Here is a 14,105-nt window from a genome sequence, read left to right as displayed (position 1 = left end):
AATAGGAGGCCAATGTGACATTCACGCGATACGCGATCTACTATGCCCCCCCTGCCGATGCAGAGTGGACGCAATTTGCAACCAGCTGGCTGGGCTGGGACATGGAAGCCGGGGCGTCGGTGGCGCATCCCGCCGTGGATAGTATCGACGTTGCATCCGTCACCGAGGTGCCGCGCAAATACGGGTTGCACGCGACGATGAAACCTCCGTTCCGGCTGCGCAATGGGCAGACGGTTGAGGCGCTCTTCGAGGCCAGCGCCACGCTGGCCGCGCGCCACGCGCCGGTCTCGCTGGACGGGCTTGAGATCGCGCGACTGGGCCGGTTTTTGGCCTTGCGCCCGGTCGGAGAAACCCATGCCCTGAACGCCCTCGCCGCGGCCTGTGTGCAAGAGCTTGACGCGTTCCGCGCGCCTGCGTCCGAGGCCGAACTGGCCCGCCGCCGCGCGGCAAACCTGACCCCGGAACAGGACGTCAATTTGGTGCGATGGGGCTACCCTTACGTGTTGGAGGCCTTCCGCTTCCACATCACGCTGAGCGGCAAACTGGCAAAACCTGTGCTGGCGGAGGTCGAAGCGGCTTTGAACGCGCATCTGGCCCCAAAGCTGCCCGCGCCCTTCCGGATCGAGGATCTGGCCCTGATGGGCGAGGCCGAGGATGGACGTTTTCACCTGATCCATCGCTACGCCCTTTCCGGCTGAAGCCGCGCAAGGATCGCGCTGACCGTATCGTCCAACGCGCCCGAGTTGTCGATCTCGATCACCCGGCGCAACCCTTCGGGCAGCGGCGCTTTGGCGCGTCCAAGGCGCTTGGCCTGTTCTTCTGTGGTTTCGCGCCCCCGCGCTGCAAGGCGTTGTTCCAGAACCTTCGCATCGGCGGTCAGCGAAATCACGATGAGGTTTCCGAACACCTCCTGCGCTTGCAGCAGAACCGCGCGAGAGAAATTGACCAGAAGAGCCTGACATTTCGTGCGCTGTTTCGCGATCTGCACCGGCACACCGTAATGCAGCCCATGCGCCTGCCAGTGCATCGAGAAGGCACCATCCAGCACCATCTGCTCAAACACTTCGACCGAGACCCGGTCGAAATCCTCGCCCTCTTCCCCCTCGGGCCGCGTGATAACGCGACGCAGGCGCTGAACCCCCGACGCGCGGGCCTCTAGTGCAGCCATGACGCTGTCCTTGCCCACACCTGACGGGCCAACAACCGCTATGACGGGCGCAAGGCTCATGCCGCCTGTCCGGGCGTGAATTCCGAGACATCTACCGAACGGTCGCAGACACGCTCGCGCGCCTCGACGTCGTGGAAAATCCCAACAATTGCGGCCCCGCGGACCTTGGCCTCTTCGATCAGCGACAGAACCGTTTCACGGTTCTGCGCGTCCAGGCTGGCCGTCGGTTCGTCCAACAGCATCGCCGGGTAGTCATGCGCAAAACCGCGCGCGATGTTCACGCGCTGCTGCTCACCGCCCGAAAACGTGGTCGGGCTGAGCGACCAAAGCCGTTCGGGAATGTTCAACCGCGCCAGCAACCCCGCCGCCTTGTCCAAAGCGACTTGCCGGTCACAGCTCAACGCCAATAGAGGCTCAGCCACGACCTCAAGCGTCGGGACTCGAGGGACAACCCGCAGGAACTGACTGACATAGCCCAGCGTCTCACGCCGCAGCGCCAGAATCTCGCGCGGTTGGGCGTTGGCCACGTCCAACCCGCCGACCAGCACTGTTCCAGAGGCCGCGAGGTAGTTTCCATAGATCACCCGCATCAAGGTGGATTTGCCCGCGCCCGAGGCCCCGGTCAGTGCAACGCATTCACCGGGGCCGACCTTCAGCGAGGCACCCTCCATCACAGGAATGACCGCGCTGCCCTGATTGTGCAGGGTAAAGCTCTTGCTGACGTCTGTAAGCTCAATCATTGCTTCATCTTTTCCCAAATTCTCAAACCTGCAGAACGCTGGACACGAGCAGCTGCGTATACGCATGTTGCGGATCGTCCAGCACCTGATCGGTCAGGCCGGTTTCGACGACATGCCCGTCTTTCATCACCATCAACCGATCCGCCAGCAGGCGCACAACGGCCAGATCGTGGGTGACGATAATCGCGCTCAGACCCATCTCTCGCACCAAACCGCGCAACAGATCCAGAAGCCGCGCCTGAACCGAAACATCCAGCCCTCCGGTCGGTTCATCCATGAATACAAGCCGAGGCCCTGTCACCAGATTACGCGCGATCTGCAGGCGCTGCTGCATCCCTCCCGAGAACGCAGTGGGGCGATCATCGACCCGAACCTCGCTGATCTCAACCCGGCCCAACCAGTCGATCGCCTTGTCGCGAATGTCACCGTAGTGGCGATCGCCAACGGCCATCAGACGCTCGCCAATATTGCCGCCCGCACTGACCGACATGCGCAAGCCGTCGCGAGCGTGTTGATGGACAAAGGCCCAATCCGTGCGGCTCAGCATCCGCCTCTCGGGCTCGGACATGGTGACCGTATCGACAGGACCGTCAGCACGGGTGTCAAAGATCACCTGCCCTACATCGGGTTCAAGATGACCCGCCAGGCAATTCAGCAACGTCGATTTGCCCGACCCGCTTTCGCCGACGATCCCCATCACCTCACCGGGATAGAGATCAAAACTTACATCCGTACATCCGATCCGGGCACCGTAGCTTTTTTCGATGTCCTTGACTTGCAATAGCGGGGTCATGCCGCGTCCTCTCTGGTCATGGGGCCTTGGTGGCCCGCTTCACGGCGCGACCGGCAGTAATCCGTGTCCGAGCAGACAAACATCCGATTGCCCGCGTCATCCATGATGACTTCGTCCAGATAGCTGTCCTCGGCCCCGCACATGTCGCAGGGGTGATCGGCTTTGGAGGCCTCAAACGGGTAGTCCTCAAAATCGAGGCTGACGACCTTGGTATGGGGTGGCACCGCGTAGATCCGCTGTTCGCGCCCCGCGCCAAATAGTTGGATCGCGTCCATCTCCAGCTTCGGGTTGTCGAATTTCGGAATCGGCGACGGGTCCATCACATAGCGATCCGACACTTTGACCGGATAAGCGTATGAGGTCGAAATCGCACCGTGTTGGCTGATATCTTCGTAAAGCTTCACATGCATCAGCCCGTACTCCTCAAGGCTGTGCATCTTTCGCGTTTCTGTCTCGCGTGGTTCGAGAAAGCGCAGAGGCTCAGGGATCGGGACCTGATAGACAAGGATCTGATCCTCGGTCAGCTTTGCCTCGGGGATGCGGTGGCGGGTCTGGATGACGGTGGCCTTCTCGGTCTCTTCGGTAGTCGCAACACAGGCAGTGTTCTCAAAGAACTTGCGGATCGATACCGCATTGGTCGTGTCATCCGCACCCTGATCAATCACCTTGAACGTATCGTCGGGCGTTAGCGTTGCCGCCGAGACCTGAACACCGCCAGTGCCCCACCCATAGGGCATCGGCATCTCGCGGCTAGCGAAAGGCACCTGATAGCCCGGAACCGCCAACGCTTTGAGGATCGCCCGGCGGATCATCCGCTTGGTCTGCTCATCCAGATAGGCGAAGTTGTACTCGGTCATAGCAAGCCTCTTTCAGTCAACGCGGCATCCAAAGCCTGTGGCGAGGTGAAGTGAATGGCGTCCATGCCCACTGCCTGTGCACCTTTGACATTGTGCAGGCCGTCGTCGATGAACACGCAGTCTTCGGGCGCGTGGCCGGAACGTTCGCACAGGATTTCGAAAATCCGCGCGTCGGGTTTCATCACGCCCTCCTGGCCCGACACGACCAGCGTGCCAAAGACCTCGCCCAGCCGTGGTTGAACCTTCAGTCCCTCGGGCCATGTTTCCGCCGACCAATTGGTGATGGCGTGGACCGGCGTGCCTTGCGTCTTCAGGCGGTCCAGAACGTCCCATGTGCCGTGGATCGGTGTCTCGACCGTGCGGGCGTAGAGGTCGACATAGGCTGCGAACAGCTCCTGATCGCGCGGGTCCGAAAGCTCCTGCGCCATATCGGCGAAACGCTCTCCATTGTCGCCCCGCGCGTTGCGCGCTAGGAAATCTGTCCTTTTGATGAAGGCGTGTGCGGCGTCTTCCGACCCCAGCGCCTCGACCCAGGCCAGATGCGGCTGCCAATCGACAAGCACGCCACCGATATCAAAAACCACCGCTTTCATTCTGCAGCCTCCTTGGGTGCTATGCGTTCTTCCGCCTCTCGGCGCAGCTTGCGCACGAGTTCCAGTTCCGATTGGAAATCCACGTAATGCGGCAGCTTGATGTGTTCGAGGAACCCGGTGGCCTGAATATTATCCGCATGGCTGAGGACGAATTCCTCATCCTGCGCGGCAGCCCCCAGATAGTCTTCGCCCAGCTCTTTCCACCGCAATGCCCGGTCGACTAGAGCCATCGAGATCGCTTTGCGCTCGGACTGCCCAAAGACCAGACCATAGCCACGGGTGAACTGCGGCGGTTCGGTCTTGGAACCCTGAAACTGGTTGACGGTTTCACATTCGGTCAGCTCGACCTCACCGATCTCAATGGCGAAACCAAGCTCGGGGATGTCCATCTCGACCGCCACTTTACCGATCCGCAATTCGCCGACAAAAGCGTGGTTACGGGCGTAGCCGCGCTGGGTTGAGTAGGCCATGCCGAGAACGAACCCCTCATCCCCGCGGGTCAGAGCCTGCAAACGCAAAGGGCGGTTCGACGGAAACTCCATCGGCTCCCGGGTCATGTCGCCCGGTGCGTCCTCGCTGAGCGGCTCGTCCTGAATAACGCCCTCACCCTTGAGGAAGCTGGTGATATGCGGTGTCGGTTCTTGCCGGGCGTCGCCTTCGGGCGCGGGGGCAATTTCACCATCGGCGGCCAGTTTAAAATCCAGTAGGCGGTGGGTGTAGTCGAAGGTCGGCCCCAGCACCTGCCCCCCCGGCGCGTCCTTGAACGTGGCCGAGACGCGACGGTCGCAGGCCATATCCCCCGTCTTGACCGGATTGGAATAGCCAAACCGGGGCAGCGTGGTGCGATAGGCGCGGATCAGAAAGATCGCCTCGATCAGATCCCCGCGCGCCTGCTTGATCGCCAGCGCCGCGAGGTCCGGGTCGTACAGTGAACCCTCGGCCATAACCCGATTGACGGCAAGGCTCAGCTGTTCGCGGATTTGCGCGATACTCAGATCGGTGATGTCGGTATCGCCCCGACGCTCCTCAGCCAGCCAGGCATGGGCGTTTTTGATGGCCTTTTCACCACCTTTGACGGCTACATACATCGGTTACCCCTCGGCCTGAATCTGCGTGCTACGCGGCAAGGCTGCGACCTGATCCCCGCAGGTGAAGAAGAAGTCACAGCCCAACGGATAGAGCATCGCATTGCCCTGCAGCGCCGCGATATCCGGCAGCGACAGACGTGCCGTGGTCTTGATCCCAGGCCCGCTCAGAACCGCGCCCTTAGGCGCGAGTGCATCACTCTCAACAATCAAAGTGGCCGAGCGGTCGGGATATTCGGACGTGCCGATCCTGTAGTCGTTCAAAGGCATCAGTTCAGGCCAGCGGCCCACGGCGAAATCCGCTTTCGACGCCTCGACGATTGGAGCACCTGTATGAAACCCGAGCCATTGACGCATGTCCGGCGTATCTGCCGCGCCCGCCAGATAAACCCCTGCATCCGCATCGCACAGAGTCAGCAGCAGAGTACCTGCCGCAACCGATAGCGGTGCCGGAGGTTCCGCCCCGACTAGCGTTCTGATTTCTCCGGGTCGCGCCATCACGGTCATCGCGGCCCGAAACGCGTGCGCAGCATCACGCGGGGCGTCCTGAAATCCGCCTGAAAAATGCGGTTGTGCGTTCATCAGTCCTCTCCTCGGACCAGCGTGAAGAACTCAACCTTGGTGGCCGCCGCTTTTGCCGCACGCGCCTTGCGGGTATCCTGCATTTGGGTCTTGAGCGGAGTGATCACCAGTTCGGTCAGACGATCCGCTGCCTCGGTCTGCATCAGAGCATCAATCAGTGCGGCGGCCTCAGCCTTGGACTTGGAACGGCCCTGGACATAGCCATGCCCTACAGTGCCATCCTCCAAAGCCAACGAGCAGCGCGTGACCGTCATTTCACCCAGATTGAACGGCGCGCCAATGGCGCCCGCTCGACCGCGCACCATCACTCCGCCAATCTCGGGGCTGCGCAGCCATTTGAACGATGGATGATACGCCACCCTGTCCCAAAGCGGCATCATCGCGTCCTCGGGGGCGCGGGCCAGCAGGCCCATCCACTCCTGACGCGTGATCCCGTTGCTTTTCATCTGTTCTGTCATCGAAAGCCCTTGTCGCGGTTGTCTACTCGAACTATACAACTAGACAAATATTAACCTGCATACGCCTGTCAGGCAATCCATGAGACCATGAAGTTTTGATGACATGAGCAAAACACCGATCTGGAAAAGCATCGCACTCAGCCTGACCTCGGATATCGCCGAGGGGCGCTTTGGCACGGGCGACCGGCTGCCGACCGAGGCGCAACTCGCGGCCACCCACGGCGTCAATCGCCATACGGTCCGGCGCGCGCTGGCCGAGCTTTCGGAGCAGGGGTTGGTTCAGCCTCGCCGCGGGGCCGGTGTCTTTGTCACCGCGCGGCCAACGGATTATCCGATTGGCAAACGAGTTCGATATCACAAGAGCATCTCCGCCAGCGGCAAGATACCGGGCAAGCGCATCCTGTCTCTGACCACCCGCGCTGCGGATGAGGCCGAAGCCGAAGCACTGGCTTTGCAGCCCGGCGATCCAGTTCATGTTTATGACGGCTTGTCTTTGGCGGATGGTCAACCCATCGCGCTGTTTCAAAGCGTCTTTCCGGCGCTCAGACTGCCTGAAATCCTCACCCACTTGACCGAAACCCAATCCGTCACCAAGGCGCTTCAACTCTGCGGTATCGAGGATTTCATACGGACATCCACACGGCTAACGGCCCGCGCGGCCACGGCGACGCAAGCGTTGCACCTGAACCTCAACGAAGGCGCGCCGATCCTGCATTCGCTTGGGATCAATGCGGCCCCAGATGGGCAACCGGTCGAGTATGGAAAAACCGTTTTCGCCGGTGAGCGCGTAACCCTGACGCTGCACGAGACCTGATCCGGGGGTGCTCCCGCCCGTCTTCAGCCTCCTGTCGAAGGCCTCATCCTGTTGGGGGTCGCGCCGCGCAAAGCGCGGCGCTGGGCCTAAGACCGCCAACGGGTATCGGCGTAGCCGATGCACATGCGGACGCGGGAGGGTTACGCGTATTTCTCCAGAAACGCCTCAATGTGCAATGCGCGGAAATCCGGCAGCACGTCGCGCAATCTGTCGTGGCTCCAATCCCACCAGGCCAGAGCCAGTAGCCTCTCCGACACCTGCTCGGAAAAGCGCCGCCGGATCGGTTGCGCGGTTACCCCGGCAACGATCGTGTAGGGGGCGACATCCTTGGTCACGATCGCACCGGACGCTACAACCGCCCCGTGCCCGATCTTCACCTCGGGCTTGATGATCGCCGCGTGGCCGATCCAAGTGTCATGGCCAATCGACGCTTGTCGCCCGGCACGATGGGCAAACCACTCTGCATCGTCTTCCGCGTCCTCCCAATAATCCGCTGAGCGATACAGGAAATGATGCAAGGAGGCTTTCTCCATCGGATGGTCCGTCGCGCCGATCCGGGTGAAGCTGGCGATATTGGCGAATTTGCCGATCTCGGCATTGGCTATGTCACAGGTTCGGTCGCAATAGGAGTAGTCTCCGAACCGCGAATTGGCGACCCGCGTCCCCGCGCCGATCTCAACATAGGCGCCAAAGCTGCTGCCCGAGATTTGGCAATCCGGGTGAATGAAAGGCTGATCAGAGCGCAGACGCGTCATCGTATTCCCCATACGCTCAGGATTGCAGCTTGGCCGCACCGCGCGGCTTGCGCTTTTTGCCGGCCTCGCCCTGAATCAGACGCTTGCGCAACCAGCCCGAGAACCAATCCATCAGCATCACCATTAGAATGATAAGAACGATGTAATAGGCGACCTCTTCCCAGTCTTTCTGCGTGATGATCGCCTGCGTCAGCAACAGACCAATCCCGCCACCAGTGATCGCACCAATCACGGTCGCGCTGCGGGTGTTGGATTCAAGGAAGTACAAAAGCTGGCTTAGCAGAACCGGAGTGATCTGCGGGATCACCCCAAAGCGATAGCGTTGCGGCGCGTTTGCCCCGGTCGACTGGACGCCTTCGATCTGCTTGTTGTCGACATTCTCCAGCGCCTCCGAGAAGATCTTCCCGAAGGTTCCAGTATCCGTGACCAGAATCGCCAGTGCCCCTGTCAACGGACCGGGACCAAAAGCCCGCGCCAGAACAACAGTCCAAATCAACGCATCCACGCCGCGTACAAAATCAAACACGCGCCGCGTTGCAAAGCGGACCGAGCGCAGCGGATTGAAGTTCCGCGTCGCGAGGAAGGCCAAAGGCAGTGCAATCATGCCCGCGCCCAGCGTGCCGAGGAACGCCATCAGGATCGTCTCGAAGATCGCCCAGGCCACGTCCTGATGCCGCCACATCTTGTTGGTCCAGAAGTCATTCAGGATCGCGCCCGCCTCACCAGATGCCGCAAGGCTCACAAGCTCGGGGAAGGACTTGCCGTAGTAGGGGCTGTCGAGCGTGAACCAGAACAGCTCCCACCCGGTGAAGTAACGGAACACCTCGGACCGGTTGCGGGTGACGGTCAGACGGCCTGCATCAGTTTTGATGGCCAGACGGTTCTTGGAAACATTGATCCAGTCCGGAACTTCTCCGGCAGGAAGTTCGGCCTGCACACCGGCCGACCGGCTGGGGGTTGCGCGTACTGTGCCGTAGCCTGGGATGTCGTATTCGACTGTCTCAGGCCCGAAACGCACCACATGGCCGTCTTCCAGATCGATCACCGTGGTCTCACCCAGCGCGACCCAATCGGGTGCTGTGCCATCGGGATAGCTCCCTTTCCGCTCACCTTCGATCGCGGCGGAGACCTCGCCAGTGCGGTTATCGCGTTCAATATGCGTCTTGTAGCTGTAGCTGTCCGCCACCAGCGTCTTGCCGTTTTCCCAGTTGGCCCGTTCGGTCAATCCCGGAACGTCAAAGGCGAAGAAGACGTAGATCAGGTAGAGGGCAACCAGCCCCGGCAACCCGAAATTCACGATGCGTTTACGGCTGAACAGGCGGTCCGCTTCGGCCTTCAGGTCATCAATCGACAGATCGGTGGCAAAGGTACTCATGCCGAGGCTCCTTTTTCCGACCCGTGGGTCAGACGGTCGCGCAGATAGCCAGAAATCTGGTCAACGACCACAATAGTGACGAAGAGAAGGATGAAGATGGCCGCGGCCTCATCATAGCGCCCCTGCCCCCAGGACATGGCGTTGCGCAACTCATAGCCCAGACCTCCGGCACCGACAAAACCGAGGATGGCTGAGGCGCGGATGTTGATCTCGAACCGCAGCAGAGCGTAGCTGACATAGTTCGGGCCGACCTGAGGGATCACGCCCAGATACATGCGCTGGGACCAATTCGCCCCGACGGACTGCAAACCTTCAACAGGTTTGAGAGAGGCGTTTTCATTCACCTCAGAGAACAGCTTGCCCAAAGCGCCAGCCGTGTGGATGGCAATGGCGATCATCGCGGGCACCGGCCCGCCACCCAGAATGAAGATCAGAACCAGAGCAATCACGATCTCTGGGATCGCGCGACAGATATCCGAGATCCGGCGGAACAGCGGGATCAACGAGGGCCAGAGCGCCATACCCCGTGTCGCCATCAGGGCCAGAAACGTACCCGCAATCGTCCCAATCAGGGTCGAGGCGGCGGCAATGTTGATCGTCTCGATCAGGGCCGGGAAGAATTCGACCAGATTGGCCGGCATCTCGGCGATCTTTTCCCACGCCTCGGACAGAACCTCGGACGGGTAGTCCAGAATCCTGTGCCAACCGTCAATGAAACTGCCCGCGTTGCGCTCATCCGCCGTGCGGAAGCCCGCTGCCATCAGAGCAACGAACAGGATCAGGAGGATACCACCATATACCCGTTTGCGCCGCGTCATCGCGGTATAGTCGTCGCGGATCTGATCGACGCTATAGGACCCTGCCGAAAGGTCTGTCATGGAATGCTCCTGAGTGGAAAACGGGGTCCGGCAAAACACCGGACCCCGCGAATAGAAGAGACAGGCTTAGTTGGACTTCAGCTTGCGTGCTTCGATGATGATTTCGTAGGCGTCGTGGGTGATCGGATCAAAGCTTTTGGCTTCGCCCGCAGCCACACCGTAGAAGCAATCGCGGTCTTTCTCCGACAGGGTGTCCCACAGCTCGGTCACTTTGGCTTTGACGTCGGCGGGCAGGGCCTTGCGGACAACAACTGGGCCTTCCGGGATCGGCTCGGATTTCCAAATCTGCACCAGATCGTTCATGTCGATCAGACCGGCATCAACGGCACGGCGCAGGGCACCCGACTGGTAGCCGTCTTCCCATTCGCCCAGACCATCGGCCCAGGTCACACCGCCATCAACGTCCCCGTTGTTCACTGCAACGATGGTCTGCTCGTGACCGCCGGTGAACTTCACTTCACCGAAATAGTCGCCCGGATCCATGGTCGCACCGGTGGCCGCAGGGATTTCGATCGACGGGATCAGGTAGCCCGAGGTCGAATTGGGATCGCCGAAGCCAAAGGTCTTGCCTTTCATGTCTTCCAACGAGGTGATGCCGCTGTCTTTGCGGGCAAAACCGATCGAGTGATAGCCGTAGCCGCCATCGGTGTTGACCTTGACCAGAACCGGCTCAACCGCTTCGGGGTCGGACAGGTAGGTTTTCGCGTAGCCCGACGCGCCCAGCCAGGCGACGTCGATGGTGCCGCCCAGCAGGCCCTGGATCACACCGTTATAGTCGGCAGGGGCAAACAGCTTGACTGGAACGCCCAGAGCCTCTTCGGTGTAGACGCGCAGGCATTCGTTGTTGTTCAGACGGTCCTGAGCGTTCTCACCGCCCAGAATGCCGATACGCAGCTCGGAAATTTCCTGAGCCATTGCAGGCGCGGCCATGGCAGTGGTCGCAACAAGGGCAGCAACTAGTTTTTTCATCTGTCTCTCTCCAGTTTGATGTTCCCGACCTCTCATCGGGCCGGGCGATGAAAGGGTTTGGGGTGGCTCAGACGGTCGCTTCGGCTTCCATCAGGGCCTTTTGTGTGGCGTCGAGGGTTTCGATCTCGGTCGAGGTTGCCTCTTCCGAGAAGCTGGCATCGGCGCCATAGATCTCGCGGGCGACACCTGTGGTCAGTTGTTCGGGCAGACCGTCAAAGACGATACGCCCGTCGCGCATACCCACCACGCGGTCGCAATAGCGGCGCGCAGTATCCAGCGTGTGCAGGTTGGCGATGACAGTGCGGCTGTCCTCTTCGTGGATGCGGCGCAGGGTCTGCATCACCACCTGAGCATTCATCGGGTCCAGCGAGGCAATCGGTTCATCGGCAAGAATGATCTTGGGGTTCTGCATCAGGGCGCGGGCAATGGCAACGCGCTGCTGTTGACCACCCGAAAGCGCCTCGGCCCTCTTGGGCGCATGTTCCGCGATGCCCAGACGATCTAGGATGTCGATAGCGCGGTGGACCTCATCCATCGGGAACAGATTGAACATCGTAGCCAGGGTCGAGTGGCGGTTCAGCGTCCCGTGAAGCACGTTCGACACCACGTCCAGACGGGGCACGAGGTTGAACTGCTGGAAGATCATCGCACAATCGGCCTGCCAAGCGCGCTTGTCGCGACCCTTCAACTGCGTCACGTCGCGGCCTTGGAACAGGATCTCGCCATCACTGGCATCCGTCAGCCGGTTGATCATGCGCAACAGCGTCGATTTCCCCGCGCCCGAGCGACCGATGATGCCGATCATGCAGGGCTTGTCCACGTCCAGCGTTGCGGTATCCACCGCCACATTCTCGCCGAAACGTTTGGTCAGTTTTTTGATGTGCAGCACGTGCCACCCCCAATTCGTGTTGGCGGGTAGCTACGGATTGCACTCAACGGATATGTGTCGGTTCAGTGAAAGTTTTGTAAACACCGCAGCCCGTACCATAGGGCCTACCCTTTAGGCTCATTCCCCGTTATACGCGCCCGCAACCCCAGTTTCCTGCATGAGGCCCGCTATGAGCTTTGACCGTTCCATCAAGATCGCTCCGTCGATCCTGTCCGCCGATTTCGCCAATTTCGGAGCCGAAATTCAGGCCATCGAGGCCCAGGGTGCCGATTGGGTCCACGTTGATGTCATGGACGGCCATTTCGTGCCAAACCTGACCTTCGGCCCTCCGGCGGTCAAAGCGTTCCGCCCCCATGTGAAAACGGTGATGGATGTGCATCTGATGATCACGCCGGTCGATCCCTATATCCAGGCCTATGCCGATGCGGGTGCCGACATACTGACTGCCCATGTCGAGGCCGGTCCACATACACACCGCACCCTGCAAGCCATCCGCGCCGCAGGCATGAAGGCCGGTGTTGCCCTGAACCCGGGCACCCCTGCCGAGGCGGTCGAGCATCTGCTGGACCTCGCCGATCTGGTCTGCGTCATGACCGTGAACCCGGGCTTCGGAGGCCAAAAGTTCATCGACATGACCAGCAAGGTCCGCAAGCTCCGCCAGATGATCGGAGACCGCCCGGTGCATATCGAGATTGACGGCGGTGTTGACCCAAACACAGCCTCGCTGGTCGCAGCAGCAGGCGCGGATGTGCTGGTCGCGGGATCGGCCGTGTTCAAAGGCGGGTCGGTTGACCAACCTGACGTCTATGGTGCGAATATCGCTTCGGTTCGGGCGGCCGCGGAATCTGCATTGAAATAATGCTACTGGCCGCCGCTGTTTCACAGCAACACAAGGTCAGAACGAGACCTTGAAACTCAATGATCCAACAACCTGTCCTTCAGGTTGTTGGTTGAATTCTTCGCTAAGATACGTCGCGCCGTAAAACAGAGTTCCGTATTTGGCCTCCCAGTTCAGACCAAGGCGCGCGCGATACCGTTCATGCTTAAGGCTGACCGCCCCGGAATTCGGGATATATGCGCTGTCGTCCACGTAGGCTGCATCAAACCCGAACACACCGCTGACACCCTTTGGTCCTGTCCGCATGGAGCGATAGCGCTGACCAGTGATCTTGTCGCGGATCAGTAGCTCTGACCGTCCCACTTGTCCAAAGGTCACATCCACTCCAACGCGAGCGAGAGTCTCGTCTCCGGCCCGCACAGAGGCAAACGGGCGGAGGCGCGTGTTTCGGCCCCAATCCCACTCTCGCCCGATTTCCGCGACTACGGTGGGATAAAAATCATTGGAAATCTGCTCATCCAGGACCGCCCGCGACGGTGGCGTGCTTCCGATCAGCTTGTGAAATTCGGTCTGCAGGCTGTCCACGCCCGTTCGCGGCCCTACGGCCACCAATTCAGCGCCAACAGTGAACTGCGCACTATGTCTTTGAAAATGCGTATACGCACCAAGCGACAGGATCCCGGCATACTGTCTGTCCTGCGGGTTTGGCGTAACCAGATCCTCGGGAGATATCATCTGCGTGTACGCCCGAATCTCGATCACGTCCCCAAAGGTTTCTGGCAGTTCCTCGCTCCAGCCCCGCGCCAGAATCCACGACAGGTTCAGAGACGATGTCTGCCAACGGTCGTGATCATCACCAATCAGATCATCCGTGAACATCCAACCGAACCCGATCAGCTCTCGCTTTGTTGGCTCTGTTTGTTGGGGCGTGGGAGACAAGGATTGCGCGAGCAGAAACTGCGGAACACAGATGAAGATAAGTGCCCAGAATATCTTCATTGCCGTCCCCTTCCCTCTTCACGCTCAGCCGTTCATCAGGCGCGATACGTTTTCAAGGACCGTAAGAAAAGGTTTTGATTTCAACAATATTTTCATGCGTGAGTGCAGTGAGTCGCGGCCAAAAGGCAACATCTCAGACACCTTGAGAGACATCCAGATCATAGCTGCAACAAAAAAAAGGGCGTCCCGAGGGACGCCCTTTCCGTCTGATCATTCGCTTACGCGACTTATTCAGTGATTTTCGACACAACGCCGGCGCCGACGGTGCGGCCGCCTTCGCGGATCGCAAAGCGCAGGCCCTGCTCCATCGCG

18 protein-coding genes are annotated in these 14,105 nt (G+C 60.2%); 3 read left to right on the top strand and 15 right to left on the bottom strand.

Annotated elements, in window-relative coordinates; all coding sequences use genetic code 11:
- Positions 1-14 precede the first annotated feature (14 nt).
- Positions 15-698, top strand: a complete 684-nt coding sequence (locus ACRZ95_RS06075; RefSeq protein WP_170676756.1) for a DUF1045 domain-containing protein — start codon at positions 15-17, stop codon at positions 696-698.
- Here ACRZ95_RS06075 and phnN read toward each other — a convergent pair.
- The 8 genes from phnN to phnG are packed head-to-tail and all read right to left on the bottom strand — an operon-like array spanning position 680 to position 6,276.
- Complete coding sequence (gene phnN, locus ACRZ95_RS06070; RefSeq protein ID WP_170676754.1) at positions 680-1,228, bottom strand: phosphonate metabolism protein/1,5-bisphosphokinase (PRPP-forming) PhnN; 549 nt, start codon at positions 1,226-1,228, stop codon at positions 680-682. The two genes, ACRZ95_RS06075 and phnN, sit on opposite strands and share 19 nt — an antisense overlap.
- Positions 1,225-1,908: a phosphonate C-P lyase system protein PhnL gene (gene phnL, locus ACRZ95_RS06065; RefSeq protein WP_170676752.1), complete on the bottom strand. Its 684-nt coding sequence runs from the start codon at positions 1,906-1,908 to the stop codon at positions 1,225-1,227. The genes phnN and phnL overlap by 4 nt, the downstream gene beginning before the upstream one ends.
- A 22-nt stretch (positions 1,909-1,930) precedes the next feature.
- Entirely contained in the window at positions 1,931-2,701 is a 771-nt protein-coding gene (gene phnK / locus ACRZ95_RS06060; RefSeq protein ID WP_170676750.1) for a phosphonate C-P lyase system protein PhnK, read from the bottom strand.
- Positions 2,698-3,558: an alpha-D-ribose 1-methylphosphonate 5-phosphate C-P-lyase PhnJ gene (locus ACRZ95_RS06055; RefSeq protein WP_170676748.1), complete on the bottom strand. Its 861-nt coding sequence runs from the start codon at positions 3,556-3,558 to the stop codon at positions 2,698-2,700. Before ACRZ95_RS06055 ends, phnK begins: the two co-directional genes overlap by 4 nt.
- Positions 3,555-4,151 carry an HAD family hydrolase gene (locus ACRZ95_RS06050; protein ID WP_170676746.1) on the bottom strand — a complete coding sequence of 199 codons (597 nt, stop codon included), beginning with the start codon at positions 4,149-4,151 and terminating at the stop codon, positions 3,555-3,557. The genes ACRZ95_RS06055 and ACRZ95_RS06050 overlap by 4 nt, the downstream gene beginning before the upstream one ends.
- A complete protein-coding gene (locus ACRZ95_RS06045) occupies positions 4,148-5,239 on the bottom strand; it encodes a carbon-phosphorus lyase complex subunit PhnI (protein ID WP_170676744.1) in 1,092 nt (363 codons plus the stop codon). Before ACRZ95_RS06045 ends, ACRZ95_RS06050 begins: the two co-directional genes overlap by 4 nt.
- Before the next feature lie 3 nt (positions 5,240-5,242).
- Positions 5,243-5,818 carry a phosphonate C-P lyase system protein PhnH gene (gene phnH, locus ACRZ95_RS06040; RefSeq protein ID WP_170676742.1) on the bottom strand — a complete coding sequence of 192 codons (576 nt, stop codon included), beginning with the start codon at positions 5,816-5,818 and terminating at the stop codon, positions 5,243-5,245.
- Positions 5,818-6,276: a phosphonate C-P lyase system protein PhnG gene (gene phnG, locus ACRZ95_RS06035; protein WP_480554671.1), complete on the bottom strand. Its 459-nt coding sequence runs from the start codon at positions 6,274-6,276 to the stop codon at positions 5,818-5,820. The genes phnH and phnG overlap by 1 nt, the downstream gene beginning before the upstream one ends.
- 103 nt (positions 6,277-6,379) lie before the next feature.
- Here phnG and phnF point away from each other — a divergent pair, with 103 nt between their 5' ends.
- Entirely contained in the window at positions 6,380-7,090 is a 711-nt protein-coding gene (gene phnF, locus ACRZ95_RS06030) for a phosphonate metabolism transcriptional regulator PhnF (RefSeq protein WP_170676740.1), read from the top strand.
- Positions 7,091-7,230: 140 nt separating this feature from the next.
- Here the strand turns inward: phnF and ACRZ95_RS06025 are convergent, their stop codons facing one another.
- The 5 genes from ACRZ95_RS06025 to phnC form a co-directional block, all read right to left on the bottom strand.
- The gene (locus ACRZ95_RS06025; RefSeq protein WP_170676738.1) at positions 7,231-7,845 is read right to left on the bottom strand and encodes an LbetaH domain-containing protein; all 615 of its coding nucleotides are present in this window, start codon (positions 7,843-7,845) and stop codon (positions 7,231-7,233) included.
- A gap of 16 nt (positions 7,846-7,861) precedes the next feature.
- Positions 7,862-9,220, bottom strand: coding sequence for a phosphonate ABC transporter, permease protein PhnE (gene phnE / locus ACRZ95_RS06020; protein ID WP_170676736.1), 1,359 nt, complete (start codon positions 9,218-9,220; stop codon positions 7,862-7,864).
- A complete protein-coding gene (gene phnE / locus ACRZ95_RS06015) occupies positions 9,217-10,098 on the bottom strand; it encodes a phosphonate ABC transporter, permease protein PhnE (protein ID WP_170676733.1) in 882 nt (293 codons plus the stop codon). Before phnE (ACRZ95_RS06015) ends, phnE (ACRZ95_RS06020) begins: the two co-directional genes overlap by 4 nt.
- A gap of 66 nt (positions 10,099-10,164) precedes the next feature.
- Complete coding sequence (phnD, locus tag ACRZ95_RS06010; protein WP_170676731.1) at positions 10,165-11,067, bottom strand: phosphonate ABC transporter substrate-binding protein; 903 nt, start codon at positions 11,065-11,067, stop codon at positions 10,165-10,167.
- 67 nt (positions 11,068-11,134) lie between these two features.
- A complete protein-coding gene (gene phnC / locus ACRZ95_RS06005; protein ID WP_170676729.1) occupies positions 11,135-11,956 on the bottom strand; it encodes a phosphonate ABC transporter ATP-binding protein in 822 nt (273 codons plus the stop codon).
- 169 nt (positions 11,957-12,125) lie between these two features.
- Here phnC and rpe point away from each other — a divergent pair, with 169 nt between their 5' ends.
- Complete coding sequence (rpe, locus tag ACRZ95_RS06000) at positions 12,126-12,815, top strand: ribulose-phosphate 3-epimerase (protein ID WP_170676727.1); 690 nt, start codon at positions 12,126-12,128, stop codon at positions 12,813-12,815.
- Between the two features lie 36 nt (positions 12,816-12,851).
- Here rpe and ACRZ95_RS05995 read toward each other — a convergent pair whose 3' ends face one another.
- Positions 12,852-13,793, bottom strand: a complete 942-nt coding sequence (locus tag ACRZ95_RS05995) for a lipid A-modifier LpxR family protein (protein ID WP_170676725.1) — start codon at positions 13,791-13,793, stop codon at positions 12,852-12,854.
- A gap of 227 nt (positions 13,794-14,020) precedes the next feature.
- Positions 14,021-14,105: EF-Tu C-terminal domain-related protein (locus ACRZ95_RS05990; RefSeq protein WP_226783293.1), on the bottom strand; the 85-nt coding region annotated here is incomplete at its 5' end.

It is taken from the genome of Ruegeria sp. AI3 (assembly GCF_056541245.1).
Note: the sequence above shows the minus strand (reverse complement) of the source record. Positions and strands in the feature narration are given on the sequence as shown.

Bases quoted from the DNA above. Each gene is read 5' to 3' on its own strand.
- phnH (WP_170676742.1), bottom strand. From the start codon at position 5,818: ATGAACGCACAACCGCATTTTTCAGGCGGATTTCAGGACGCCCCGCGT.
- phnE (WP_170676733.1), bottom strand. From the start codon at position 10,098: ATGACAGACCTTTCGGCAGGGTCCTATAGCGTCGATCAGATCCGCGAC.
- phnK (WP_170676750.1), bottom strand. From the start codon at position 2,701: ATGACCCCGCTATTGCAAGTCAAGGACATCGAAAAAAGCTACGGTGCC.
- phnD (WP_170676731.1), bottom strand. From the start codon at position 11,067: ATGAAAAAACTAGTTGCTGCCCTTGTTGCGACCACTGCCATGGCCGCG.
- phnF (WP_170676740.1), top strand. From the start codon at position 6,380: ATGAGCAAAACACCGATCTGGAAAAGCATCGCACTCAGCCTGACCTCG.
- ACRZ95_RS06045 (WP_170676744.1), bottom strand. From the start codon at position 5,239: ATGTATGTAGCCGTCAAAGGTGGTGAAAAGGCCATCAAAAACGCCCAT.
- phnG (WP_480554671.1), bottom strand. From the start codon at position 6,276: ATGACAGAACAGATGAAAAGCAACGGGATCACGCGTCAGGAGTGGATG.
- ACRZ95_RS05995 (WP_170676725.1), bottom strand. From the start codon at position 13,793: ATGAAGATATTCTGGGCACTTATCTTCATCTGTGTTCCGCAGTTTCTG.
- phnE (WP_170676736.1), bottom strand. From the start codon at position 9,220: ATGAGTACCTTTGCCACCGATCTGTCGATTGATGACCTGAAGGCCGAA.
- phnN (WP_170676754.1), bottom strand. From the start codon at position 1,228: ATGAGCCTTGCGCCCGTCATAGCGGTTGTTGGCCCGTCAGGTGTGGGC.
- rpe (WP_170676727.1), top strand. From the start codon at position 12,126: ATGAGCTTTGACCGTTCCATCAAGATCGCTCCGTCGATCCTGTCCGCC.
- ACRZ95_RS06055 (WP_170676748.1), bottom strand. From the start codon at position 3,558: ATGACCGAGTACAACTTCGCCTATCTGGATGAGCAGACCAAGCGGATG.
- ACRZ95_RS06050 (WP_170676746.1), bottom strand. From the start codon at position 4,151: ATGAAAGCGGTGGTTTTTGATATCGGTGGCGTGCTTGTCGATTGGCAG.
- ACRZ95_RS06025 (WP_170676738.1), bottom strand. From the start codon at position 7,845: ATGACGCGTCTGCGCTCTGATCAGCCTTTCATTCACCCGGATTGCCAA.
- phnL (WP_170676752.1), bottom strand. From the start codon at position 1,908: ATGATTGAGCTTACAGACGTCAGCAAGAGCTTTACCCTGCACAATCAG.